The sequence below is a fragment of the Pseudoalteromonas sp. T1lg22 genome, assembly GCF_002964645.1.
Classification (GTDB): domain Bacteria; phylum Pseudomonadota; class Gammaproteobacteria; order Enterobacterales; family Alteromonadaceae; genus Pseudoalteromonas.
Genome location: NZ_PQBY01000023.1, coordinates 195,721 through 220,299 on the forward strand (window position 1 = coordinate 195,721; position 24,579 = coordinate 220,299).

Annotated in this window: 21 protein-coding genes and 1 pseudogene; 9 read left to right on the forward strand and 13 right to left on the reverse strand. The window is 49.3% G+C overall.

The features are described 5' to 3' along the window. Positions 1-211 precede the first annotated feature (211 nt). A complete protein-coding gene (locus C2M24_RS13895; RefSeq protein WP_105200579.1) occupies positions 212-550 on the forward strand; it encodes a ribonuclease E inhibitor RraB in 339 nt (112 codons plus the stop codon). Positions 551-569: 19 nt separating this feature from the next. Here C2M24_RS13895 and C2M24_RS13900 read toward each other — a convergent pair. From C2M24_RS13900 to C2M24_RS13910, 3 genes and pseudogenes are all read right to left on the reverse strand, one after another. Then, a pseudogene (locus C2M24_RS13900) lies at positions 570-2,311 on the reverse strand (DEAD/DEAH box helicase). Positions 2,312-2,363: 52 nt separating this feature from the next. Continuing rightward, positions 2,364-2,669, reverse strand: a complete 306-nt coding sequence (locus C2M24_RS13905; RefSeq protein WP_105200581.1) for an H-NS family histone-like protein — start codon at positions 2,667-2,669, stop codon at positions 2,364-2,366. Positions 2,670-2,852: 183 nt separating this feature from the next. Continuing rightward, a complete protein-coding gene (locus tag C2M24_RS13910; protein ID WP_105215632.1) occupies positions 2,853-3,062 on the reverse strand; it encodes a cold-shock protein in 210 nt (69 codons plus the stop codon). A gap of 344 nt (positions 3,063-3,406) precedes the next feature. Between C2M24_RS13910 and C2M24_RS13915 the strand changes: the two genes are divergently transcribed. After that, the gene (locus C2M24_RS13915; RefSeq protein ID WP_105200583.1) at positions 3,407-3,955 is read left to right on the forward strand and encodes a DUF4136 domain-containing protein; all 549 of its coding nucleotides are present in this window, start codon (positions 3,407-3,409) and stop codon (positions 3,953-3,955) included. A gap of 31 nt (positions 3,956-3,986) precedes the next feature. On the opposite strand, the gene C2M24_RS13920 is transcribed toward C2M24_RS13915, so the two are convergent. Continuing rightward, complete coding sequence (locus tag C2M24_RS13920) at positions 3,987-4,235, reverse strand: YkgJ family cysteine cluster protein (RefSeq protein ID WP_105200584.1); 249 nt, start codon at positions 4,233-4,235, stop codon at positions 3,987-3,989. A gap of 129 nt (positions 4,236-4,364) precedes the next feature. On the opposite strand from C2M24_RS13920, the gene C2M24_RS13925 reads away from it, so the two are divergent. Both C2M24_RS13925 and C2M24_RS13930 read left to right on the forward strand, forming a co-directional pair. Continuing rightward, positions 4,365-5,537 (forward strand): efflux RND transporter periplasmic adaptor subunit, encoded by a 1,173-nt coding sequence (locus tag C2M24_RS13925; RefSeq protein ID WP_105200585.1) that lies wholly within the window; start codon positions 4,365-4,367, stop codon positions 5,535-5,537. A gap of 3 nt (positions 5,538-5,540) precedes the next feature. After that, positions 5,541-8,702, forward strand: a complete 3,162-nt coding sequence (locus C2M24_RS13930; RefSeq protein ID WP_105215634.1) for an efflux RND transporter permease subunit — start codon at positions 5,541-5,543, stop codon at positions 8,700-8,702. 190 nt (positions 8,703-8,892) lie between these two features. On the opposite strand, the gene C2M24_RS13935 is transcribed toward C2M24_RS13930, so the two are convergent. From C2M24_RS13935 to dapB, 5 genes are all read right to left on the reverse strand, one after another. Then, positions 8,893-9,150 (reverse strand): hypothetical protein, encoded by a 258-nt coding sequence (locus tag C2M24_RS13935; protein ID WP_105215636.1) that lies wholly within the window; start codon positions 9,148-9,150, stop codon positions 8,893-8,895. An 809-nt stretch (positions 9,151-9,959) separates the two neighbouring features. After that, a complete protein-coding gene (gene greA, locus C2M24_RS13940) occupies positions 9,960-10,436 on the reverse strand; it encodes a transcription elongation factor GreA (RefSeq protein WP_105200587.1) in 477 nt (158 codons plus the stop codon). 49 nt (positions 10,437-10,485) lie between these two features. Continuing rightward, complete coding sequence (gene carB, locus C2M24_RS13945; protein ID WP_105200588.1) at positions 10,486-13,704, reverse strand: carbamoyl-phosphate synthase large subunit; 3,219 nt, start codon at positions 13,702-13,704, stop codon at positions 10,486-10,488. An 18-nt stretch (positions 13,705-13,722) separates the two neighbouring features. Continuing rightward, complete coding sequence (carA, locus tag C2M24_RS13950) at positions 13,723-14,859, reverse strand: glutamine-hydrolyzing carbamoyl-phosphate synthase small subunit (RefSeq protein WP_105200589.1); 1,137 nt, start codon at positions 14,857-14,859, stop codon at positions 13,723-13,725. A gap of 206 nt (positions 14,860-15,065) precedes the next feature. Further along, positions 15,066-15,878, reverse strand: a complete 813-nt coding sequence (gene dapB / locus C2M24_RS13955) for a 4-hydroxy-tetrahydrodipicolinate reductase (protein WP_105215638.1) — start codon at positions 15,876-15,878, stop codon at positions 15,066-15,068. A gap of 389 nt (positions 15,879-16,267) precedes the next feature. Here dapB and C2M24_RS13960 point away from each other — a divergent pair, with 389 nt between their 5' ends. From C2M24_RS13960 to efpL, 3 genes are all read left to right on the forward strand, one after another. Then, complete coding sequence (locus C2M24_RS13960; RefSeq protein WP_105200850.1) at positions 16,268-17,581, forward strand: Na+/H+ antiporter NhaC family protein; 1,314 nt, start codon at positions 16,268-16,270, stop codon at positions 17,579-17,581. Between the two features lie 98 nt (positions 17,582-17,679). Then, a complete protein-coding gene (locus C2M24_RS13965) occupies positions 17,680-18,474 on the forward strand; it encodes a nucleoside-binding protein (protein ID WP_105215640.1) in 795 nt (264 codons plus the stop codon). Positions 18,475-18,516: 42 nt separating this feature from the next. Continuing rightward, positions 18,517-19,083, forward strand: coding sequence for an elongation factor P-like protein EfpL (gene efpL / locus C2M24_RS13970; protein ID WP_105200592.1), 567 nt, complete (start codon positions 18,517-18,519; stop codon positions 19,081-19,083). Between the two features lie 62 nt (positions 19,084-19,145). On the opposite strand, the gene C2M24_RS13975 is transcribed toward efpL, so the two are convergent. Both C2M24_RS13975 and C2M24_RS13980 read right to left on the reverse strand, forming a co-directional pair. Beyond that, a complete protein-coding gene (locus C2M24_RS13975) occupies positions 19,146-19,679 on the reverse strand; it encodes a hypothetical protein (RefSeq protein WP_105215642.1) in 534 nt (177 codons plus the stop codon). 15 nt (positions 19,680-19,694) lie between these two features. Beyond that, positions 19,695-20,489: a M48 family metallopeptidase gene (locus C2M24_RS13980; protein WP_105215644.1), complete on the reverse strand. Its 795-nt coding sequence runs from the start codon at positions 20,487-20,489 to the stop codon at positions 19,695-19,697. 212 nt (positions 20,490-20,701) lie between these two features. Between C2M24_RS13980 and C2M24_RS13985 the strand changes: the two genes are divergently transcribed. Next, positions 20,702-21,895 carry a multidrug effflux MFS transporter gene (locus tag C2M24_RS13985; protein WP_105200595.1) on the forward strand — a complete coding sequence of 398 codons (1,194 nt, stop codon included), beginning with the start codon at positions 20,702-20,704 and terminating at the stop codon, positions 21,893-21,895. Positions 21,896-21,925: 30 nt separating this feature from the next. Here C2M24_RS13985 and grpE read toward each other — a convergent pair whose 3' ends face one another. Together grpE and C2M24_RS13995 are read right to left on the reverse strand one after the other, a co-directional pair. Continuing rightward, entirely contained in the window at positions 21,926-22,501 is a 576-nt protein-coding gene (grpE, locus tag C2M24_RS13990) for a nucleotide exchange factor GrpE (RefSeq protein ID WP_105215646.1), read from the reverse strand. A 59-nt stretch (positions 22,502-22,560) separates the two neighbouring features. Beyond that, positions 22,561-23,505: an HrcA family transcriptional regulator gene (locus C2M24_RS13995; RefSeq protein ID WP_105215648.1), complete on the reverse strand. Its 945-nt coding sequence runs from the start codon at positions 23,503-23,505 to the stop codon at positions 22,561-22,563. An 88-nt stretch (positions 23,506-23,593) separates the two neighbouring features. On the opposite strand from C2M24_RS13995, the gene nadK reads away from it, so the two are divergent. Next, entirely contained in the window at positions 23,594-24,478 is an 885-nt protein-coding gene (nadK, locus tag C2M24_RS14000; protein ID WP_105200598.1) for an NAD(+) kinase, read from the forward strand. Positions 24,479-24,579 lie beyond the last annotated feature (101 nt).

A 24,579-nucleotide genomic window follows, 5' to 3' on the forward strand; every position in this document is an offset into this window, starting at 1 on the left:
AGCCTTTTTAATCGCGTGTAATTCCCGGGTCTGTTTATCTGGGCAATAACCCCAAACGCCAAAAAGATAAACAAACTCTATTAATAGCTTAAGTTTATCACCGCTGCCTGGAGCCATTCACTAATGACGACGAAAAATTTCACCTAAGTGGCTTTTTATTTCCAGCAAAAAATAAGACAATCCCTAGATTCACGCTTATATGAGATAAACGATGCACTTTCCCGACGATGAAACAGGCCAAATTTTGCAACAAATGCATGAGCAAGGCGTCGATTTGACGCAACTGCACAACGTCGATTTCTTTCTGTTGTTTGAGCAGCAAGCACATGCGCAAGGCTTTATCGATGCCCTGGCCCATGCCGAAGTAGCGCCGCAAGCCAGCCTTAGCACCTGCCCGGATACAGGTGTTTTTGAAGTGAAGGCCAGCCTTACCATGGTACCCGAATATGAGCTTATCAATAATATGGAAGCCTACTTGGAAAGCCTGGCGGATAAACATAACGGCTACGGTGACGGCTGGGGTCTGCTGGACGAAAACAGCGCCGAGTAACAGTGAAATGCAGAGCCTATCAACGACTATAGGCTTTGCGGTAACTTCCCTGATAATCGAATATCTTTTCACTCACCTGCCAACCATATTTTTTCGACTTACGGGCAATCACAAAATCCGGCCAGCTCAAATTCTGTTGTAACTCCACTACCTGCTCGCTGCTTCGCCACTTATCTATGCCTGGGGCGTTATGACGCTTGCCGAACTCGCGGTTAAATAAGGCCAGTACCTTGGCATTAGTCAGATCATACACTTGCGCCACCTCGGCGCCGTCTTCATCATAAAGGTGATCTTGAGCTTACCCTGCGCCGTTTGCTCACAGCTTAAACCGCTGCAACGCAACACCAAGGCATCTTTTAGGTTGAGCGCCTGGCGTAACTTGTCATCCGGGTCCACCAGCTGATGCGCGCAGCTATAACAACGGCGCGCGGCGATATCATTTTCGCTAAAACACTGGGGACATTCCTTAAACTTAAAGCGATAATCACATTGCTGCTGCTCTTCGCCGTCATCCAATAAGCCTTGGCAACGGCGGCCATAATGCTCGATAACCTGACCCGCGGCATCCTTTTTACCCCAAAACACATTGGCAAAACCACAACCGGGACACAACACCTGCACCGGCTCACTGTTTGGGTCCGGGCGCTGCGCCCCTACCTCGGGGTGATGGATATCAAAACCGTTGCCAGCATAATCGATTACCAGGCATTCATGCTTATCGGCGCATAAGCGTAGTCCGCGGCCAATGATCTGCTGATACAGACTGACCGATTCCGTGGGTCTTAACAAAGCAATAAAATCAACATGAGGAGCATCAAAACCTGTAGTTAAAACAGAAACATTTACCAGGTACTTAAATTCCTGTCGCTTAAAGCGAGCAATTATGTCGTCGCGCTCGGCGGCAGGTGTGGCGCCAACAATAATATGGGCCTGCCCGGGTGGTAAATAACGATGTATTTCCTCGGCATGGGCAACGGTCGCGGCAAAAATCATCACGCCGCGTCGGGTATCGCTTTGCACCATCACATCCGTAATAATGGCCTTAGTAGCCCGGGTGCTTTGTTGCAACAGCGCATTTAGATCCCCCTCACTGGGCGCCGAGCCGCCATTGAGCAAGGCGGAAAAGTCATAATGCTGCACCGCCGCATCGACTATGCGCGGCGGCGTTAAATAACCCTTGTTAATTAAATAACGCAGCGGTAATTCGTAAATACAATCATCAAATGGCGCATCGCTCGGACCGCGAACAAAACCATGGTAATGACGGTGATATACCCAGCCACTGATAAGCCGATAGGGTGTGGCAGTTAAACCTAGCACCTTAAGGCCTGGGTTAATTTTCTTAAGCTGGGTTATAACCTGCGCATACTGGCTGGTTTGCTCTGTACTAACGCGATGACACTCATCAATAATCACTAAAGAATAGTGCTGCTGCAGCTTATCTATACTACGGGCGAGGGATTGAATACTGGCGAAGGTGACCTGCTCGCTTAAATTTTTATCCTTTAAACCCGCAGAGAAAATCCCCGGTGTTAAACCCATGTCACGAAATTTATTAGCGTTTTGCTCAACCAGCTCTTTTACATGAGTTAATACCAGGATGGGATAACGGGCCAATCGCGCAAGCTCGGCAATAACCAGGCTTTTACCGGCACCAGTAGGCAAAACAATAACGGCCGAGCGCTGTGACTTACGAAAATGCGCCAGGGTATTGTCGACTGCTTGTTGTTGATAGTCTCTGAGTGTATACACTACTGACACCCAAAAAAGTAAAGGTCCATTGCTGGACCTTTGGGTTTATTTATCTTTGCTGTTATTTCGCGAGGTATTTAGCTAGGTCTACATCTTGAAACGCTTTCGGGCGTTTCCCACGGCCTGACCATTCAACCATTTTTCCTTCGAACTCGCGGCGATACTTAGGTTCAACCTTAGTACGCTTGTCCTGGGTCACATCAACAATATCTTCCACACTGAGCCCTTTTTCCTTCATCAGTTGAAGAACTTCCTGTTTCGCTTTTTCTTGCTGTTGCTGATTATCGAGCGCAGTGTTCAGAATATTAATTGCTTTTTCCAACTCATTAATAGATGCCGATTTGGCAAATGCTCTGATTTCTCTCACTGTGATCTCTTATATACTTTAAATGTGGAAATAAAATAATAATTGAAGATCAGTGATATATCAAAGTAATTATATTAATTAGTGACTTAAATGCTGGGAGATAATCTTGGCGTGGCGCCTGGGGGGAAGAGTGAAGCCGAAACGGCTCCACTAATTATTCACTCTAAGAGAGTCAATAAGGAATTAAACCGGAGTTACATTTTCCGCTTCTGGTCCTTTCTGGCCTTGTTTAATGCTGAAAGAAACCTGTTGGCCTTCGCTTAGAGTACGGAAGCCTGAACCATTGATCGCGCTGAAGTGAACGAATACATCTGGGCCATTTTCTTGCTCGATAAAACCAAAGCCTTTTGCTTCATTAAAAAACTTTACTTTACCGTTTACATTTTCTGACATACTAAAGTGTTCCTGTAAGTCAATTTCTATAACTCGCCTATAAATTAGGCACTATCCTCCCTGAGCCAGTGTCGCTACCGCTAGGGTCAGGTACAGGACTAAACGAGGTTAGTCACACTTACAGCGTAGGCCGCACAAAACCGTCACATTGAACGCATTAACTCAAAGCAGTTCCTAGACTACCATAGAAAATATTAATAAGCTTTAAATTATTTAAAATTCACAGTAATGACATAATCCAGGTATGGCCCCTAAAGCGGTGCATGAGCTGTATATTTCCTTTAAGATTATGATATGTTACTGACAAACCTAGATTCTTACAGCCAGATATAAAGGAGCGGTCAATGAAGAATTTACTTGCGGCGGGTGTACTTATGTTACTCAGCGCCTGTGCCTCTGGGCCGGATTTTGATTACGACAAGTCGGTAAACTTTACTCAGTACAAAACCTTTGCCTGGTTTCCTGATGCCAGCCTGACCAATGCCAGCAGTAATTATCAGATCAGCGAATTAATGGAGCGCCGTGTGCGTCAGGCCGTTAATGATGAGCTGAGCGCCAAGGGCATGAGCATGGTGACGGCAGATCAAGCGGATGTGCTGATCAACTACCATGCCTCGGTGGAAAAGAAAGTCGATGTTGATACCTTTACCACAGGCTACAGCGCCCGTTGGGATTACTGGGGTCTGGGCTACAATGTGCAAACCACTACCCGCGAATATGAAGTAGGCACCCTAGTGATTGACGTGGTCGACCGCGCTTCGAACCAGCTGGTATGGCGCGCCGCCAAAGAAGGTCGTTTGAAGAAAAACCAGACGCCAAGCGAGCGCACCGCGGTGATCCGCGAATCGGTCGCTGAAATTTTCAGTAACTACCCGCCAGGATCAAATCAATAATATTTGTATCCTTTCGAGGTGCTTACCGCCTTTAGGTAAGCGCCTCTAATTGGGTAATTCTCCACATCGCTTCGGCATTATTACTGCCACACACATCTTCGCACGCCTTAAATTGTAAACACACAGCCGGTCTGGACGGATCACCAAACAATTTACACAAATTATTTTTGTCTAACTGGACACATCGTTGCCCCGCTTTTTTACCCTCGGGCATACCAGGTATGGGGCTGGAAATACTAGGCGCTATACAGCACGCACCACACCCTAAACGACAATTCATATTCGCCCCCTAAAACAAACGCGGCCGCCATTTTAACAGATTACATGCTTTGTTACATATTACACATACCTGTAAACATGATTGCCGCTACCATATAGCCTGTCATCGAACTATACAGGGAGCTGCATTGTGGCCAGCAAAAAACAAATACTATTACCTATTGGTGTGTTGGGGGTGTCAGTGGCACTGTTCGCCGCCTTTATGGCAATGAAAAAGCCACCGGAGCAAAAACAACAGGAAAACATCGCCCCACTGGTAGAGGTCACCCCGGTCAACCTGACCGATGTAACCATGCAAGTGCATTCCTACGGCGAGGTCATGGCGCAAGAACAAACCGAACTGGTCGCTCAGGTGTCCGGTCAGGTGGTATCCATAGCCGAGCAATTTGTAAAAGGTGGCTTTGTAAAACAAGGGGACGAACTTATTCGCATTGACCCCAATGACTATGAAGCGGCCCTAATTGAAGCCCAGGCCGGCTTGGCGCAGGCACAATCGGCGCTGGAAATAGAACAAGCACAAGCCCATGTGGCCAAAACCGAATGGCAACGCATTAAGGACAATGCCAATGCGGTGATCCCCTCGGAGCTCTATTTGCGCAAACCTCAGCTCGCAGAAAAGCTGGCAAAATTCCGCGCTGCTCAGGCCCAGGTTAAACGCGCCAAGCGCAATTTAGAGCGCACCTCGATTCGCGCCCCCTACGATGCCCTGGTTACGGCAAAAAAAATCAGCCTTGGCAGCGTGGTGAACCCGGGTAATGTTTTGGGTCAAATCGATGCCACCAGCATCGCTAAAGTGCGTTTACCGGTAGCCAACCATGATCTGCAATACCTGGTTGATGGCGGTATCGGTGCTAAAGTCACCCTAACCAGCGAAGTGGCCGGTAAAATGCGTACCTGGCAAGGCACCATAGTGCGTAATGAAGGCGTGGTCGATAAGCGCTCACGCATGACCTACCTTGTGGCTTATGTAGACGCACCCTATGAGCAGGCACAACCTCTGCGCTTTGGTGCCTACACCAATGCCAGCATAGTGGGTAAGCATGTACGCGATACCGCCATTGTTCCCAGCCACCTGATCAAGGACAACCGAATTGCCCTCATTGATAATGAAATTAAGCTGATGTTTAGCGACCTTGAGGTGATCCGCGAGCAAAACGGCATGGCCTATGTCACCGCCGGTCTAAACAGTGGCCAGCAAGTTATCACCTCGGCGCTGGAATACCCCACGCAAGGCATGCAACTGCGCTTAGACGAACAAGAGCCGAAAACGGCGCACACGCAGCTGGCGCTGAAGGAGGACTAAGCTATGGTGCAAAGCACAGAAAAAGGCTTGATCGCCTGGTTTGCCCGCAACCCGGTTGCCGCCAACCTGCTGATGATTATCATCATAGTCGGTGGTATTCTCAGCGCGCTTTCTATTCGTAAACAGGCATTCCCCCAATTTGAGAGCAACTGGCTCAGTGTGCAGGCCGTGTATCCCGGCGCCGCTCCGCAAGAAGTGGAAGAAGGGATCACCATAAAAATCGAGGAGTCCCTGCAAGGCTTAGAGGGCATTAAACGCCTTATCACCTATTCAAACCGCAGCTTTTCTCAAAGTTGGATCGAAGTCGATGAAAGCTATGACTCTCAAGAAGTGCTCGACGAAGTCAAGATGCAAATCGACTCCATCTCCAGCTTTCCCGCAGAGATGGAACGACCCAATATTCGCCGCGAAAAGTACACTCAAGAGGTGATGATCCTCGCCTTGTATGGCGATATGAGCAATTACGATCTAAAGGAGCTGGGCAATAAGCTGCATGATGAAATGCGCGCTTTGCCTCAGGTCAATCTCGTCAATTTTAATTCGGGTTTGGATTATGAGATAAGCATAGAAGTCAGCCCGGACAAGCTGCGTGAATATGGCCTGACGTTCCGTGATATCGCCACTGCGGTGCGCAACTTCTCGGCTAATATGTCGGCGGGACAAATTCGCTCCGATAATGGCTATATTTCCATGCGCGTGGAAAACCAGGCCTATCGCGGCGGTGAATTTGAACGTCTTCCTCTTTTAACATTAGAAGACGGCGCCCAGGTATTTCTAGGTGATGTAGCAACCATCCAAGACGGCTTTGAAGAAGGCCTGCAATATTCAAAATACAATGGTAAAAACTCACTAATTTTTGAGGTCCGTGCGTCAAAAGATCAAGATATCACCCGTGTTGCCGATGTGATGGACGCCTATTTAGAGCGCAAAAAGTCGGAGCTTCCCGAGGGCGTCACCCTGGCCCCTATGATTGACATCACGTATTACCTTGAAGGTCGCCTCGACATGATGATCGAGAATATGATCTGGGGTGGTATCTTGGTGATGCTGATGTTGGCCTTGTTCCTGCGTATCCGCCTCGCTTTCTGGGTGATGATGGGTCTGCCCGTGTCCTTCCTGGGCGCCTTTTTAATGATGCCGGTGGGCTTTTTAGATGTCACCATTAACTTGGCTTCCCTGTTTGCCTTTATTCTGGTGCTGGGGATAGTGGTGGATGATGCCATAGTGGTGGGTGAGTCGGCTCACGCCGAAATCGAAAAGCATGGTCATAGTCTGGATAACGTGGTGCGTGGCGTAAAACGCGTGGCCATCCCCGCGACCTTCGGGGTACTGACCACTATCGCCGCCTTCTTACCACAAACCTTGGCCAGCGGCCCGGGAGCGGCGTTTTCTAAAGCCATAGGCGGGGTGATTATTCTCTGCCTATTATTCTCACTGGTCGAGTCTAAGCTCATTCTTCCTGCGCACCTAGCGGCCATGAAGAACCGCCCTGTTAACCCGCGTAACCCATTACACCGCTTACGTAATAAGGTAGACAGTGGCTTGCAATATGTTATCGAGCGCATATACCGCCCTGCAGTACAGCGCTGTATTCATTATCGCTATACCGTGATTGTTGGCTTCTTTGGCATCCTTATAGTCAGTGCTGGCTTATTTGCCGGTGGCCTGATTAAGTTTATCGCCAACCCGAAAATTCCTCATGATTTCCCAAGTATTAACATTGAGATGAATTTGGCGTCATCGGAAACAGCAACCCTGGATACGGCCAAAAAGATTGAACGTGTGGTGATGGATGTCGAGCGGGTTATAGAGCAGCAATATGGCATGCCCATGGTTAAGGATATCTCCCTTAATATGCAAGGGCGCACCAACGCCCGCTTAATGATGGTCTTGGTAGAGCCGCACCTGCGCCCTATCGACACCTTCGCGTTAAGTGCACTGTGGCGTGATAATATGCCGCCGCTGCCTGGCATGAAATCAATGACCATTAACGACAGCGTTGTGAATGGCGGTGGTGGCCGTGATGATGGTGATATCAGCTTCCGCCTCGAGGGCAATGATGCCGCTGAGTTGAAAGAAGTTGCCGGTAAATTGAAAGAGAAGCTGTCGACCATCAAGGGCGTAGGCGATATCAATGATTCAATGCAAAGCGCCACCGATGAAGTGCAACTTGAACTGAAACCCATTGCCTATAGCCTGGGTTTGACCTTGGCCGATGTTGCCTCACAGGTGAACTTCAGCTTCTATGGCCTAGAAGCACAGCGTATTCTGCGCGATGGCGAAGAGCTCAAAGTAATGATCCGCTACCCCATTGAAAAGCGTAACTCTATCAGCGAAATCAATGATGTGCGCATTATTACTCCCGCCGGAGCGGAAGTGCCTTTAGCAGAAATAGCCAGCGTAAACCTGGTTGACGGGGTAAACCGTATTCGTCGGGAAAACGCTAAGCGCACGGTTAATGTCTGGGCAGCCGTAGACACCAATCAGGCACAGCCGTTTGAAATCGCAAAACAAGTGCGCGATGAATACCTTCCAGCATTATTGAAAAACTACCCTGGCGTACAGAGTAATGTCGCCGGTCGAGTGCAAGAAGAGATGGATAGCGTCGCCGAGCAGCGCCGTGACTTAGTGCTTTCGCTTCTTATCATCTTCGCGCTGTTGGCCATTCCACTGCGCTCTTACTCGCAGCCGCTGCTGATCATGTCGGTGATCCCCTTTGGTGTGGTCGGTGCCGTCTACGGTCACGTGATCTTGGGTATGACCATGAGCAGCCTGTCCTTCTTCGGTATTATCGCCGTGGCCGGGGTGGTGGTGAACGACTCACTGGTGATGGTTGACTATGTGAACAAGGCACGCGCCCGGGGCATTGCCATTAAACAGGCGGTGGTAGAAGCCGGTTGTAAACGATTTAGGGCCATCCTACTGACCTCGATCACCACCTTTATTGGTCTGGTGCCCATCATTATGGAAACCAGCTTACAGGCGCAAATCGTCATCCCCATGGCGGTGTCGCTGGCCTTCGGTGTACTGTTCGCCACGGTTATCACCCTGGTGTTGATCCCTTGCCAATATGTAGCCCTGGAAGACTGTAAACGCGGCCTGCGTAAACTCTTTGGCAGAGCCCCTAAGGTAGAGCCAACGCCAGAACTAAAACAGCAAAGTTAAGTACTTGGTATTTATCCCAACCAAAAAAGCCTTGCCCCATGGCAAGGCTTTTTTATGCCTCAAGGTTGATTAAACTTTGAATTGACTCTGGTATCAGAACAACGCCTCATTAAGAAGCGAGTTTAGGCTTGCTAAACTAAGTGACGAAGGAACTCTAGCAAGCCGTGGCGAGTCTTTCTTAAATGACTTGTTATAAGTCTAATGTCTTAAATATCAATAAACCAAATATTACGGCTACTAAAATACTTAACCCACAATAAATCAAAGCATATATCGGCTTAACCATATTTGATGCAACGTAGGCGTTGAGGTCACGAAATATAGTGCTGCCTTTTGCGAGCAGTTCTTGACAACTAATATCTGGCTGCTTAAATACCACAACCAAAATTGTTGCAAAGACAACACATGAGAAGCCTACGAACAAAAGCACACTAGCAAATATTGGCATACTCTCTCCTAGGCTTATAACAGCATCTTAGTGCGAATTCCCGGTTAAGGAAGTTATCCACAACCTAACCTTTTCCCACTAATAAAATTTTTATTTAATGATAGTAATAAGTTAGCAGGTGTTTTTCTCGCGAGCAATGAAGAAGTAATTAAGTAAAACGAGTCGTTACTTATTCGAGCCTTGCTTGGCTCGCTATGTAATTTATTTTCCCAGTGAATATCAGAAACCTATCTCTTATCACCACATAACCGAGCCGGTTTGTGTGTTACATAGCGTGCCAGAACAACCACAATTGACACATTTTTACTTATCTCTCTTTGAAAAAGGCTTACGGCACTAATACGAAATAACAGGTATGGATTTCCCCGTTTCGATTCGCGCTGAAGAAATCGGCTTTTGTTGTGGAGTGTGCTGTTAAATCGCCTCAATGACTAAACGCAGCGCTTAACAAAACGCTGAGTTCGCAAGCATTAGCGAATCACGGGTGCCCTAAGAGTTCCAAGAGGGCGACGAGTGACCGAAGCACCGCTTCGCAGCGCTCGGAGGCGGAGGCAGGGACGCCGTAACTTCGTCACAAAAGGAGCCCAGCTTCACGGATGAATTACTTGCACGGTGGTTATGCATTTCCTCTGACTTGCCGTCCCCGGCCTTTCGCTGGCTCAAGGCGTTCGCTTGCTAAAAATAGTTCACCGGACTATTTTCTTAACGCGCTCGCCCAACACGGCAAAGCCTGACAGCAGCCCAAAGCACCAATCTATACCCATAAAAAAACCCGCTTTTAAGCGGGTTTTTAAACACATCAATGAAGGTTAGATATATTCAATCTCAGTGATCTCAAATTCTACCGTACCATTGGGTGTTTCGATGTTCACACAGTCGTCCAGCTCTTTACCGATAAGGCCACGAGCAATGGGTGAGTTTACAGAGATTAAGTTGTTCTTAATATCTGCTTCATCGTCACCAACAATGCGGTAAGTCACTTCAGCATCCGTGTCTAGGTTTACAATGCTCACAGTCGAACCAAAAATTACCTTACCATTGTTAGGCATTTTCGTTACGTCAATGATTTGCACATTAGACAATTTAGCTTCAATTTCTTGAATACGTCCTTCGCAAAAACCTTGCTGCTCGCGAGCGGCATGATACTCGGCATTCTCTTTCAAGTCGCCGTGTTCACGCGCCTCGGCGATATCAGCGATGATTTTTGGCCGAGTAACAGTTTTTAATTCGTTTAACTCTGCACGCAATAACTCGGCACCGCGTGTGGTCATTGGAATCTTTTGCATAATATTCCCACTTACAGCAAGCCGCAGCGCAAGCGCTGCGGCCTATTGCTTAGTTGATTCGTTGGTGTAACTCTTGAACTGACGAGACACTACCACGGTCATCCGCAGAGTTTGCTGTACAGTTAGCAAACGCGGCGTTCAATGTTGTGGTGTAGTTGGTCTTGTGCATCAAGGCGCCACGACGTAATACCTTAGAGTCTTCAATCGCTTGACGACCTTCTGTGGTATTAACGATATAGCTGTATTCACCGTTCTTAATGCGGTCAAGGATATGAGGACGACCCTCGAATACCTTGTTTACACGGCGAACTTCGATGCCTGCATTTTCAAGCGCCTGAGCGGTGCCTGAGGTTGCGTCTAGTTCAAAACCTAATTCGATCATGGTCTTAGCAAGCTCAACGATGCGAGCTTTATCACCATTGCGAACCGATAGTAACGCGCGACCACCACGTGGTAAAGCATTACCTGCACCTAGCTGGGCTTTAGCGAAGGCTTCGGCGAAAGTATCACCTACACCCATTACCTCACCGGTAGAGCGCATTTCTGGGCCACGAATTGGGTCAACACCTTGGAACTTAGCGAAAGGAAGTACCACTTCTTTCACGCTGTAGTAAGGAGGAATGATTTCTTTGGTGATGCCTTGGCTTGCAAGTGACTGACCGGCCATACAACGGGCCGCTACCTTAGCAAGGGCAACACCGGTTGCTTTTGATACGAAAGGCACGGTACGTGCAGCACGTGGGTTCACTTCGATTAGGTAAACCTGACCGTCTTTAACCGCGAACTGAGTATTCATCAGACCCACAACGCCTAGCTCAAGGGCCATAGCACGTACTTGCTCACGCATTACGTCTTGGATTTCCTGGCTTAGGCTGTGCGCTGGCAATGAACAGGCCGAGTCACCTGAGTGAACACCCGCTTGCTCGATGTGCTCCATGATACCGCCGATGATCACTTCGGTGCCGTCACAGATGGCATCAACGTCCACTTCGATGGCGTCGTCCAGGAAGCGGTCTAGCAATACCGGTGCTTCGTTAGAAGCAGATACCGCTTCTGTCATATAGCGACGCAGGTCGTCTTCATCGTAGACGATTTCCATCGCACGACCACCCAGTACGTACGAAGGACGTACAACCAGTGGGAAGCCGATTTCTTTAGACTTGGCTACCGCTTCTTCAAGTGACGTTACCGTTGCGTTGTCAGGCTGAAGCAGGTTCAAACGCTCAACCATTTGCTGGAAGCGCTCACGGTCTTCTGCGCGGTCGATTGCATCTGGTGAAGTACCAATGATTGGCACGCCGTTCGCTTCTAGTTCACGGGCAAGTTTAAGTGGTGTTTGACCACCGTACTGCACGATAACGCCTTTTGGCTTCTCAACACGCACGATTTCAAGCACGTCTTCAAGCGTGATTGGTTCAAAGAATAGACGGTCTGATGTGTCGTAGTCGGTAGAAACGGTTTCTGGGTTACAGTTAACCATGATGGTTTCGTAGCCGTCTTCACGCATGGCAAGGGCCGCGTGTACACAACAGTAATCGAATTCGATACCCTGGCCGATACGGTTAGGGCCGCCACCGATTACCATGATTTTGTCTTTGTCAGACGGTGCAGCTTCACACTCTTCATCGTAGCTTGAGTACATGTAGGCCGTGTCTGAGCTGAATTCAGCCGCACAGGTATCTACGCGCTTGTACACAGGCAAGATTTCAAGCTGGTGACGCTTCTTACGGATTTCCGCTTCAGATACACCGGCAAGCTCGGCGATACGCGCATCGGCAAAACCTTTACGCTTCAGGCGACGTAGGAAGTCAGCAGTAAGACCGGCAAAGCCTACTTCTTCGATTTGCTGCTCGTCTTTGATGATGTCTTCGATTTGTACCAGGTACCAACGGTCAACCTTGGTTAGGTTGAATACATCTTCAACGCTCATGCCGTGACGCATGGCATCGGCGATGTACCAGATACGCTCAGCGCCCGGCTCACGAAGCTCGCGAGTGATCTTTTCAATTGCGCCCTTCTCGCCTACAGGCAAGATTGGGTTGAAGCCAGTCGCGCCCACTTCAAGGCCACGAAGTGCTTTATGCAATGATTCTTGTTGGTTACGGCCAATCGCCATTACCTCACCTACCGACTTCATCTGCGTCGTTAGACGGTCGTTAGCACCGGCAAACTTTTCAAAGTTGAAGCGAGGGATCTTAGTTACAACATAGTCGATTGACGGCTCGAATGACGCAGGGGTTGCACCGCCTGTGATGTCGTTTTGTAGCTCATCAAGAGTGTAACCCACAGCCAGCTTGGCAGCGATCTTCGCGATTGGGAAGCCCGTTGCTTTTGAAGCAAGTGCTGATGAACGAGATACACGCGGGTTCATCTCGATGATAACCATACGGCCGGTGTTAGGACACACACCAAACTGTACGTTTGAACCACCGGTTTCAACACCGATTTCACGCAGTACCGCCATAGAGGCATTACGCATGATTTGGTATTCTTTGTCGGTCAAGGTTTGCGCTGGCGCTACCGTGATTGAGTCACCTGTGTGTACACCCATAGGGTCGAAGTTTTCGATTGAACAGACGATGATACAGTTGTCGTTTTTGTCGCGAACAACTTCCATCTCGTACTCTTTCCAACCTAGCAGGCTTTCATCGATTAAAAGCTCGCTCGTTGGTGACAGGTCAAGACCACGGGTACAGATCTCTTCGAACTCTTCCATGTTGTAAGCAACACCACCACCGGTACCACCCATGGTGAAAGAAGGACGAATAATACAAGGGAAACCGATACGCGTTAGTGTATCTAGCGCTTCTTCCATTGAGTGGGCGATTTCTGCACGCGGACACTCAAGGCCGATGTTTTTCATCGCTACGTCGAAACGCTCACGGTTTTCCGCTTTGTCGATGGCATCAGCGGTTGCACCGATTAGCTCAACACCGTGCTTAGCCAGTACACCGTGCTTGTCTAGGTCAAGGGCACAGTTCAATGCAGTTTGACCACCCATGGTAGGCAGTACCGCATCCGGCTTTTCTTTTTCGATGATTTTTTCTACCACTTCCCAGTGAATCGGCTCAATATAGGTCGCATCAGCCATTTCCGGGTCGGTCATAATGGTCGCCGGGTTCGAGTTAACCAGGATTACACGGTAACCTTCTTCTTTTAGCGCTTTACAGGCTTGAGCACCTGAGTAGTCAAACTCACAGGCCTGGCCGATCACGATCGGGCCCGCGCCTAAGATAAGAATGCTTTGAATATCATTACGTTTTGGCATTATTACTCCGGTCTCAAATTAGTTAGATTGCGCTTGCATCAGTTCGATAAAATGATCGAACAAAGGGGCTGCATCGTGTGGGCCTGGGCTGGCTTCAGGGTGACCCTGGAAGCTAAATGCTGGCTTGTCGGTGCGGTGAATACCCTGCAAGGTACCGTCAAACAATGATTTATGCGTTGCACGAAGGTTATCAGGCAAGCTTGCCTCATCCGCAGCAAAGCCGTGGTTCTGCGCGGTGATCATCACAACATCACGGTCTAGGTCTTTAACCGGGTGGTTACCACCGTGGTGGCCGAACTTCATTTTTACTGTTTTCGCGCCTGAGGCCAACGCCAATAGCTGGTGACCAAGGCAGATGCCGAAAATAGGAATATCTTTTTCTAGGAAGGTTTTGATCGCTTCAATAGCGTAAGTACATGGCTCAGGGTCGCCAGGGCCATTTGACAGGAAGATGCCGTCTGGGTTTAGTGCCAGTACTTCTTCAGCGCTGGTTTGCGCCGGAACTACAGTCAGCTTACAGCCACGGTCTACCAACATGCGCAGGATATTGCGCTTAACACCGAAGTCATAGGCAACAACGTGGAATTTCTCGTCTTCTGGAGCAAGCGTTTTAAAACCTTCACCCAGAGTCCAACTTGTCTCAGACCACTGATATGTTGACTCGGTACATACTACTTTAGCTAAATCCATGCCTTTTAAGCCTGGGAAGGCTTTAGCGGCTTCTAGCGCCTTGCTTTCATCAACCTCATCACCGGCGATGATACAGCCGTTTTGCGCGCCCTTATCACGTAGGATACGAGTAAGCTTACGGGTGTCGATATCGGCGATACCTAAAATGTTGCGCTCTTTTAGGTAATCACTGAGTGATTGTTCATTACGGAAATTACTCGCTAGCAGTGGCAAATCGCGAATAACCAGGCCCTTGGCCCAGATCTTGTTCGCTTCTTCGTCTTCGCTGTTAGTACCCGTGTTACCGATATGCGGGTAAGTCAAAGTTACGATTTGTTCCGCGTAAGACGGGTCGGTCAGAATTTCCTGATACCCAGTCATAGACGTATTGAATACTACTTCACCGACTGACATGCCGTCAGCGCCGATCGCAGTACCGCGAAACACTGTGCCGTCTTCTAGGACTAACAGAGCGGATTTAGTCAAGTTAACCTCCTAACAGTAAAAAACGGGAGTAAAAAATGCGACTGATTTACGACCCGTTTAAAGCGCTTAACTAGGCGCATTATGAAATTTTGGCAAATTGGCGATATTCTACACGAGAGTAGCAAAAAGATCTAATTAAATATCAATAAATATAGAAAACAGAACCTTTGACACAAAAAACAACCGAAGAGCCTAAAAAAACACGTTTACTTACCCAGTTCCAGCACTTCACGCATGGAATAAAAGCCAGGGTGTTTGTTTTGCACCCACTTTGCAGCCCTCACAGCGCCACGGGCGAAGGTCATTCTTGAGCTAGCTTTATGTGTTAATTCAAGCCTTTCTCCCATTAATGCGAAATAAGCCGTATGTTCGCCAACTATATCGCCCGCTCTGAGCACCGAATAGCCAATTTCCTTTTGCGATTTAGCCTGTTCGCTTTGTGAGCGATCATAAACCGCCACTTGATCATGCTCCCAGCCTTTGGCTTCGGCAATGGCTTCGCCTATGGCCAGGGCGGTGCCCGAAGGCGCATCGATTTTATGACGGTGATGGGCTTCAAATATTTCGATGTCCGCGTCGTCACCGAATTTTGTCGCCGCCGTTTGCACCAAATCCAAAAGCAGATTAACGCCAACACTGAAGTTACGGGCGAAGACGATGGGGATATGTTTGGCGGCCTCATGCAAGCGCTGCATTTGCGCATCATTCAGGCCCGTGGTGCCGATAACCATAGGGATCTTGTTGGCAACGGCAAAGTCTAGGTGAACCAGCATGCCTTCGGGCAGGGTAAAATCGATCAACACATCCAGCTTGTCGCTGGGCGTAAGAGGGGTAAAGGTAAGGGTCTGCGCGCTCTCTTTAAGCCCTTTGACCAGGGTTTCTACCGCCAGGCCATTTAATGGCGACTGCTCACGTACAAAGGCGCCGCTAATACAGGCTTGTGTATCCTCGTTACCCGCTTCCAACAGCGCCTGACCCATGCGCCCATTGGCGCCTAAAATGCCTAAACCTACGCTCATTTTCTTCCCCATAATCTTGTTCATTTAACTAATCATATGCTAACGCAGATAGGTGTTAGGTGCTAGGCACAAGCACCGTGCAAACTAAAAGCATCCTTAAGCAAAGGCATCAGACAAATATGGGCTTTGCTTAAGGGCTTAGCTTTAGGTATTACCTATGTGAGTGACACAAATTAGATATCGTTGTTTTTTTGTGCTACAAAAATGAAAAACAATAACAAAAACGTGATCACCATAGACTTTAGCCATCCACACGTTTAAACTTCTCCACTTGGCGCCGATTTGGTCTTTGGCTTGCGGGCGCATGCACAACAGGGCTTAGCTTGTTTTGCAAAATAAATGCAGCTAAAAGAAGGTTTTGGCTGTTGGTGATCGAAATTGAGGTATACATGCAGCCTAACTATAATGCCACTGTGGCAAAACTTTCACTCGTCCCCCTACTGGTCTTTGTCGCTATATTTTTAGGCACAGGTCTATATTTACAATCGCAAGGCGTTGATTACGCTTTCTATCAATTACCGGCTCCTGTGGCCATTTTGCCTGCCATAGTACTGGCCTTTGTACTCGCTAAGCAGCGCATCAACGAATCGGTAGAAACCTTTATTCGCGGCGCCGGACACAGCAACATCATCACCATGTGTCTTATTTATTTGCTCGCCGGTGCCTTCTCGGCGGTGGCCGGTGCGACCGGTGGTGTGGATGCCATAGTCAATGCCGGTTTATCCTTTATTCCGCCAAGCATGCTGTTGCCCGGCTTGTTCTTGATTTCGGCCGTGGTTTCCACCGCCATGGGCACGTCCATGGGCACAATCGGCGCCATTGGCCCTATTGCCTTGGCGGTATCACTGAAAACCGGCATAGACCCAGCACTGATGGCCGGTACCATAGTGTCTGGCGCCATGTTTGGCGACAACTTATCTATTATTTCCGACACCACAATCGCGGCCACCCGCACCCAAGGCTGTGAAATGAAAGATAAGTTTCGCGAGAACCTGAAAATCGCCCTGCCTGCGGCCGTGCTAACCATAGCGCTATTGGTTTACCTGACCCCTGAGCCGCAACCTGTAGAGGTGGGTGATTTTGACTGGCTTCTGGTGTTGCCCTACGTCTTTATTCTTGTACTTGCGGTTATGGGCTTAAACGTTTTTGTGGTGCTCTTTAGCGGCATTATTTTCGCGGCACTGATGGGTTTTACTTCAGGTTATGAAGGTGGCGCCTTTGTTAAAGACATCTACAAGGGCTTTAGCAATATGCAGGAGATCTTCTTGCTGTCGATGTTTATTGGCGGTTTGTCTGAGTTTATTCGTCGCGGTGGCGGCCTTGATTACCTGGCACGAAAAATCCAGGCGGTAACCAAGCTAGTGGCCAGGTTTAATCGCCAGGTGGCGGATCAGCTGGGTATCGCCGTGCTGGTAATGACATCGAACCTGTGTATCGCCAATAATACCGTGTCTATTATCGTTGCCGGTCCAATTGCTAAAAAGCTGGCCCAGGACGGCGAGATTTCCGCAAAGCGCTCTGCCAGCTTGCTCGATATCTTTGCCTGCGTGCTGCAAGGGACACTGCCCTATGGCGCTCAGGCGCTGCTTCTCGGCGCGACCTTTGGCATTAGCCCTTGGCAGGTATCTACCTCGGCCTTCTATTGCTTTATCCTGGCTATCACTGCGGTACTGATCATCATCTTACGCCGCCATAAGGTATAACCCAGCATCCTGCCCTCCCGCTTACAGTGGCGGCCTAATGCCGCCATCTGTTACAATAGCCGCCGACATTTCTTTTATTTATTAATCACCTTGTAGTTATGAAAATTACCACACCCTTGTTATACGGCGCGGTGGCGCTGTCCTTGTGTGCCAGTGTAAGCAATGCACAAGCCGCAACCTGGAGCCAAACTCAGTTACATGTAAACTATGGCGACTTTAAAAACCCCTTCACTAAAAAAGAAGCGGGCACCAGTATCGTCTCTTTGCAACACGCTTCGGGTTACAGCCTGGGCGATAACTTCTTCTTTATCGATATCATCAATGACGACCTAGAAGATGGTTATCAGGACAGCGATTTCTACGGCGAGTTGTACTCCAACTTCAGCTACAGCAAGATCAGCGGTAACCAAATTGAGCTAGGTCCGCTAAAAGATGTGGGCTTTGTGATGGGCTTTAACGCCGCCGGCGATGCCAATGTGATGAAGTACCTGCCCGGTGTGAAGCTAGACTGGCAAGTAGAAGGTTTTGATTTCTTCTCAACCCTGGTAACCGCCTATATCGATGACAGCGATGGCGTCGGCTCAGGCGGTGCACCGACTGAAAGCGACAGCTGGATGTTGGACCTGGCCTGGGGCGCACCTTTTAGCATAGGCGAGCAAAAGTTTTACTTTACCGGCCATGTTGAATATATCGATGAGCGCGACAACGAGTTTGGCGACAAGGTGAAGAGCTGGCTTTTAGCTCAGCCGATAGTGCAATGGGATTTGGGTCACGCCCTGCAAATGCCGGAGCAAACCCTGATGCTGGGTGTTGAGTGGCAGTACTGGCATAACAAATTGGGCACCAACACCACAGAATCTGTGCCGCAAATCCACTTGGCTTGGACCTTTTAATCGGGTAACTTATCCCGGTCAATTAAATTAGGAAGTAAGACTATGCCTAAGGCTAGCGAAATTAAAAAACACGCCGCCATTGAATACAATGGTCGCGTTATGATCGTCCGTGATATCGAGCGCTCTGTGCCTCAGGGCCGCGCCGGTGGTAGCCTGTACCGTATGCGCATGTATGACGTGGTTGATGGCGGCAAGGTTGATGAAACCTTCAAAGCCGAAGACATGCTGAACTTTGCCGATCTACAGCGCCGCGCGGCTATGTTCTCGTACGTTGATGGCGACGAGTACATCTTTATGGATGATGAAGATTACACGCCGTACCACCTGAACAAAAACAGCATTGCCGAGCAGTTGTTGTTTATCGACGAGTCGACCAAGGGTGTGCAGGTAGTGCTAGTAGAAGGCCGTCCAGTTTCTGTGGACTTGCCGACCAGCGTTGAATTGGTAATTGAAGACACCTCTCCGTCAATCAAAGGTGCCTCTGCCAGTGCGCGTACTAAGCCGGCTACCTTGACCACAGGTCTTGTGGTTCAGGTGCCAGAGCACATCTCAAGCGGCGATAAAATTAAAATCAACACCGCCGAGAGCAAGTTTATTAGCCGCGCCTAATAACTACCTCGTAATTGAAAAAGGTGAGCACTTGCTCACCTTTTTTATTGCTGATTAGCTTGCTAGTCACACTGCCCTGCCGCCAATTCATAACGCTTTTCACCTATGTAATACCACTTGCCATCTTGCTCTTCTATATAGGCACCTGGGTGATAGGGAAGCTGATGTAGTTCCTCAAGGGAGTAAAAACCAAGCGAGCGCTGGCAACGCCAATAGATCACCTGCCGGCTGGTGCGGGCATCCTGAGATTCTATGGTGTGCACCGTATAGGGACCCTCAGAGGTATAGTGCTCAGCATCGCTCACCAGGCTTTGTCTGCCGATCAGTAACACCACCGTATGTACCGCACAGATGAGCACCACACATTGCAGCGCAATGGTGATGGCGGGGGAATACTGTCGTTGCGGTACGCCCCACCATAAGTAGGCCGTAAGCACCGCCATACCCAGTAATTTAACCAGGTTAAAGGTCGGCGCTATGCCCGCCATAAACTCGGGGCTGCGCCACTGAATGGCAAAGACAGGCGCCGAGATCAGGCTGTCAATGGTCAAGGCAGCAGCCAGCAGCAAGGTCAAGCACAGGGCTAGCTTAGGCATGCTACAAACCCAGAATTAACGACACTGAGGACGCTTACCCTGACTTCTAGCCTGCTGATACAAGGCGTTGGCACCTTGCATGCGCTTTTGCAATTCGTTAATACGGCTAGTTGGCGCCGGGTGTGTCGATAAGAACTCAGGAGGAGTTGCGCCACCGCTTTGCGCCATATTTTGCCACAGGGAAACGGATTGCTGTGGTTCAAAACCAGCCTTGGCCATCAGCTCCAGACCCACTTCATCCGCTTCGCTTTCATGGGTGCGGCTAAATGGCAATACCACGCCATACTGAGCACCTAAACCAAGCGCCGCCATGATTTCATTGCGATAACCTATCTCGCCCATATCCATTGCCACGGCGCCAATTTGCATACCGGTTTGCAACATTTGGCTTTGTGAAGCACGCTCATTGGAGTGCTCGGCGATCACATGGCCCACTTCATGGCCAATCACGGTGGCCAGTTGATCCTGGTTCTGCGCTACCTTAAGTAAGCCGGTGTGCACACCTATATGGCCGCCTGGCAGGGCGAAGGCATTGGCCGAGTCTTCCTCGAATACCACCACTTCCCACTTTTGCTGCGCATACTTTGTCGGTAACACCTGGATCACCGCATCGGCCACACATTGTACATAGGCATTGGTGCGCGAGTCGGTGTTAACCTTTTGTTCTTTTTTCATCTGCTCAAAGCTGGCGCCGCCTAACTGGCTCATTTGCGCATCGGAATACAAGGTCACCTGAGTGCGTCCGGTCGGTGAGGTTTTACAACCGGCGATAACGGCCGCCACACTAAGGGCTAAGATTAGTTTTTTCATTATTAATGCTTCCCATTTTTCTCTTGCGCCAAGCATAGCAAACCACAAAGGCAACGCCTAGCGTCGAATAAAGTGTCTAATTAACATAATGTTAATAAGGTTCCCCTATTCTGGCCGAAACCTTGGTGCTATAGTGAACAAACTAGGCACTGGACGCTGCCTGCGCACTTTCCCCTAGTCTCTCCTTCACCAACTTAGAAGATATTGTATCTATGTCCTTAACCGACACAAGAACGCCCAGTCGGCGTGTGCTATTGCCTTTGTTGGCCAGTATTGTGGCTATTACGCCGCTGGCCGTGGATATGTATTTGCCAGCCATGGTGCAAATCGCCAAGGATCTTGGCGCCACCATGCCTCAGGTGCAAATTTCCCTGAGCGTATACCTTGCTGGCTATGCCTTGGGCATGCTGTTTTTTGGCCCCATTGCCGATCAAATGGGTCGTCGCCGTTTGGCGCGTATCGGCCTCGCCTTGTTTGGGCTCAGTTCGGTGGCTTTGGCCTTTTGCGAAGACATCTATTTATTCTGGTTACTGCGCAGTGTACAGGCCTTTACCGGCGCCGCCGCGACCGTGGTGGTGCCCGGCATTATCCGCCATATTTATCAGCAAAATACCGCCAAGGGCATGAGCTATGTGTCGATGATCATGATGGTTGCGCCCCTGGCGGCGCCCAGCATAGGCTCAGCAATTCTAACCCTGGCACAGTGGCAGGTGATATTTCTGGTACTCGGTGGCTATGCCTTCTCATGTCTTGTCTGGGTGCAGATGCACCTGATCGATATACCCATTTATCGCAGTGAGCACCGTGGTCTGAAGCTGTTTTTTGCCAGCTATGCTGTGGTCCTCAGTGAGGCCAAAGCTCGCGCCGATATACTTAGCTCCATGTTGGCCTCCTTTGCATTTTTCTGCTTTTTAACCTCGGTTCCTTTTATCTACCTGGGTTATTTTAAAGTTTCGGAGCAACTTTTTGGCGTGCTGTTTGCGTTTAATGTTATTGCCTTGATGCTGGGTAACTTTATTAACACCCGAGTGGTGCCTAAGGTCGGCTCGCGCAAGATGCTGTATTTTGGTCTGGCTCTGGCGCTAGTCAGCGGCAGCGCCTTGTTGGCCTTTAGCCTGATGGAGCAGTCGCTGTACTACATAGTGTGGAGCATAGCGCCGCTGATGATGAGTTTAGGCATTATCGCCTCAAATGCCGATGCCCTTATTCTAATGGAGTTTGAACGTAACTCGGGGACGGCTACGGCTGTCATAGGTACACTGCGCTTTGGCAGCGGTGCTTTAGTGGGACCCTTTTTAGCGCTGATCCACCCGGTTAATGCGGTGCCCTTCTCCAGCATGATGTTTGTGGCTATTATCCTAATCGCCGTGACTCAGCTTTGGCAACGCAAAAAAAATGCCCACTAAAAAGTGGGCATTTTTCTATTAATCAAAAACTTAAGGCGCTTTCGATACCATAACCATGGCCGGGCGTAACAAACGACCGTTCAGGGTGTAACCCTTTTGCATAACCGCTATAACGGTATTAGGTGCGACATCTTCGCTCGGTTGCATAGCCATGGCTTGATGAAGTTCCGGGTTAAACGCCTCACCCTGAGGGTTAACCACTTCGACATTGAACTTGGCAACTGCTTCAACAAAGCTTTTGGCCGTCATTTCGATGCCTTCAAGCATAGGAACCAGGGCTTCATTTTCTTTGTCAGCAAACTCGATGGCACGCTCTAGGTTATCGATCACCGGAAGCAGTTCGTTGGCAAACTTCTCTAGCGCAAACTTATGTGCTTTTTCAACATCTTGTGCAGCACGACGACGAATGTTTTCAACTTCGGCGGCGGCGCGAATCACGCTGTCTTTTTGCTCTTCAACGGTTTGCTTTGCAGCTTCTAATTCCGCATATAGAGCCGCTAACTCAGCTTCAATGCTTTGCTCTTGTGAGCCCTGCTCTTGTTCTTGCTCTTCTTGAGCCTCGACGTTTTCCTGTTCGTGTTCGTTAGCCTGTGGTTGCTCAGACATCTTTATATTCTCCAAAAACTGCGTAACTGCGATTCATTATGGGGATGTATTTAGCGGATTCAAGAGTCAAGGTGCTCGATTTGCGCAAATTCTTGAATGATCGCCTCAATCGGCGCCGACTTGGGCAAGATCACGCAAAATCGACTTTGATATTCCTGGTTGGCAAAGTAAGCCAGGCTAAAAACTAAGAAGGGTTCAAAACCCGGTAAGGGCAACTGATCGCCAAACAACACGGACACACCGTTGCGAAACGCCAGCTTATCTTCGATGCCATGTAAGAAGCGCGCACCTATGTTGAGTTCCTGCTCGCTATTTGTGTAGGCATAAAGGTTATTTTCGCCGACCACTATACTGTTGTCGCTGCCAAGTTTATTTCCTAACTCGCGCGTCCACTGCGCCAAGGAGCCATGACAATAATGGGGCGCGGTGCGGCTCATGGCCTTCATTCGGTGCAGTCCTTCAAGCAGGTTTTGCTGCGCAAAAACCGAATTCAACCAGGTCGCAAACTGATAGCGAATATCATCATTGGCCTCAAGGGGCTTGGTAATAAGAATATTGTGGCCCTGACCTTGGCGGTCCAACAGCAGCACCAGCCAATGGGTGCGGTCAAAATCCAGCACTTCTACTCGGAACACCCACTGAGTGGTGACCTGAGGCAGACCAACACAGCAACAGACCTTGTAGCGCCGAGCCAGGTGGTGGGCAAATTCAACCAGTTTTTTCTGTGGCGGCTGCCAATATTGACCCAGCTGATCTAGATGAAAATAGGAATCGAACCAAAAATCAAAGCCTTGCTGGGTAGGAATACGTCCGGCCGAAGTATGGGGCGAATAGAGTAAGCCCAGTTTTTCTAGGCGTGCCATGGCGTTGCGTACGGTGGCGCTGCACACCGCCATCCCCTTTTGCTTGGCAATACGAGAAGAGGCAACCGGCTGACCCTGACCGTCGCAGTATAAACTCATTACCGCAGAGAATATCTGCTCATCACGTGGAGATAATTTCATATTGTTATAATTTAGGCTCTTTGCCTCAGTTTCAACCCCACCACTTTTGCGTTACTCTATAAAGAGTTACTTCATTTATGGCACAGATATGAGCGCTTCTTTTAAAACTATTGGCTTAATTGGTAAAGCACATCATGAAGGCGCGGCGCTGACATTACAACGCCTCTATGCCTTTTTGCAAGCTTTAGGTTACCGGGTCTTGGTGGAGCGTCATTATGGCGGGCAATTGGCAAATCCCGAAGATGCCAATCTGGTCGATTTGGTCGAGCTAGGTGAGCAAGCAGACTTGGCCATAGTGGTCGGCGGTGACGGCAATATGCTTGGCGCCGCGCGCGTACTGGCCCGCTTTAATGTTGGCGTGATCGGCGTAAACCGCGGCAACCTGGGGTTTTTAACCGACCTTAACCCGGACGGCTTTGAGCCTGCCTTGGAGCAGGTGCTCAGCGGCCATTACATAGAAGAAAAACGCTTCTTACTGGAAGTGGAAGTATTTCGTCATGCCGAGCTCAAAAGTGCCAACTCGGCGATGAATGAAGCTGTGCTGCACGCCGACAAGGTGGCACACATGATCGAATTCGAATGCTTTATTAACGATGATTTTGTGTTTTCGCAAAAGTCCGATGGCCTGATTGTGTCAACGCCGACCGGCTCCACCGCCTATTCACTGTCTGGCGGCGGCCCTATTCTTACTCCGGGTCTTAATGCCATGGCCCTGGTGCCCATGTTCCCTCATACCCTATCGAGCCGACCCTTGGTGGTCGATGGTGAGAGCGTTATTCGTCTTAAACTGAGCTTGGATAATACCGACAGCCTGCAGGTCAGTTGCGACAGCCATGTGGTGCTAGCCACCCTGCCCGGCGATGAAGTGGTGATCAAAAAAGCAGAAAGGCCGCTGCGCTTAATTCACCCCACGGATTACTCCTACTATAACGTGCTGCGCCAAAAACTAAATTGGGGCTCACGCCTGTATTAGAGTTACTTTGGAATACATCAGCGACCGGGAATTACACGGCTTTCAAAGCAAGTTAATTGACGCTGGCAAGAAGATAAATGGCTTAGAGCGTTCCCTAAGCC

Bases quoted from the DNA above. Each gene is read 5' to 3' on its own strand.
- C2M24_RS13895 (WP_105200579.1), top strand. From the start codon at position 212: ATGCACTTTCCCGACGATGAAACAGGCCAAATTTTGCAACAAATGCAT.
- C2M24_RS13910 (WP_105215632.1), bottom strand. From the start codon at position 3,062: ATGTCAGAAAATGTAAACGGTAAAGTAAAGTTTTTTAATGAAGCAAAA.
- C2M24_RS13915 (WP_105200583.1), top strand. From the start codon at position 3,407: ATGAAGAATTTACTTGCGGCGGGTGTACTTATGTTACTCAGCGCCTGT.
- C2M24_RS13920 (WP_105200584.1), bottom strand. From the start codon at position 4,235: ATGAATTGTCGTTTAGGGTGTGGTGCGTGCTGTATAGCGCCTAGTATT.
- C2M24_RS13930 (WP_105215634.1), top strand. From the start codon at position 5,541: ATGGTGCAAAGCACAGAAAAAGGCTTGATCGCCTGGTTTGCCCGCAAC.
- C2M24_RS13935 (WP_105215636.1), bottom strand. From the start codon at position 9,150: ATGCCAATATTTGCTAGTGTGCTTTTGTTCGTAGGCTTCTCATGTGTT.
- greA (WP_105200587.1), bottom strand. From the start codon at position 10,436: ATGCAAAAGATTCCAATGACCACACGCGGTGCCGAGTTATTGCGTGCA.
- carB (WP_105200588.1), bottom strand. From the start codon at position 13,704: ATGCCAAAACGTAATGATATTCAAAGCATTCTTATCTTAGGCGCGGGC.
- dapB (WP_105215638.1), bottom strand. From the start codon at position 15,878: ATGAGCGTAGGTTTAGGCATTTTAGGCGCCAATGGGCGCATGGGTCAG.
- C2M24_RS13960 (WP_105200850.1), top strand. From the start codon at position 16,268: ATGCAGCCTAACTATAATGCCACTGTGGCAAAACTTTCACTCGTCCCC.
- C2M24_RS13965 (WP_105215640.1), top strand. From the start codon at position 17,680: ATGAAAATTACCACACCCTTGTTATACGGCGCGGTGGCGCTGTCCTTG.
- efpL (WP_105200592.1), top strand. From the start codon at position 18,517: ATGCCTAAGGCTAGCGAAATTAAAAAACACGCCGCCATTGAATACAAT.
- C2M24_RS13975 (WP_105215642.1), bottom strand. From the start codon at position 19,679: ATGCCTAAGCTAGCCCTGTGCTTGACCTTGCTGCTGGCTGCTGCCTTG.
- C2M24_RS13980 (WP_105215644.1), bottom strand. From the start codon at position 20,489: ATGAAAAAACTAATCTTAGCCCTTAGTGTGGCGGCCGTTATCGCCGGT.
- C2M24_RS13985 (WP_105200595.1), top strand. From the start codon at position 20,702: ATGTCCTTAACCGACACAAGAACGCCCAGTCGGCGTGTGCTATTGCCT.
- grpE (WP_105215646.1), bottom strand. From the start codon at position 22,501: ATGTCTGAGCAACCACAGGCTAACGAACACGAACAGGAAAACGTCGAG.
- C2M24_RS13995 (WP_105215648.1), bottom strand. From the start codon at position 23,505: ATGAAATTATCTCCACGTGATGAGCAGATATTCTCTGCGGTAATGAGT.
- nadK (WP_105200598.1), top strand. From the start codon at position 23,594: ATGAGCGCTTCTTTTAAAACTATTGGCTTAATTGGTAAAGCACATCAT.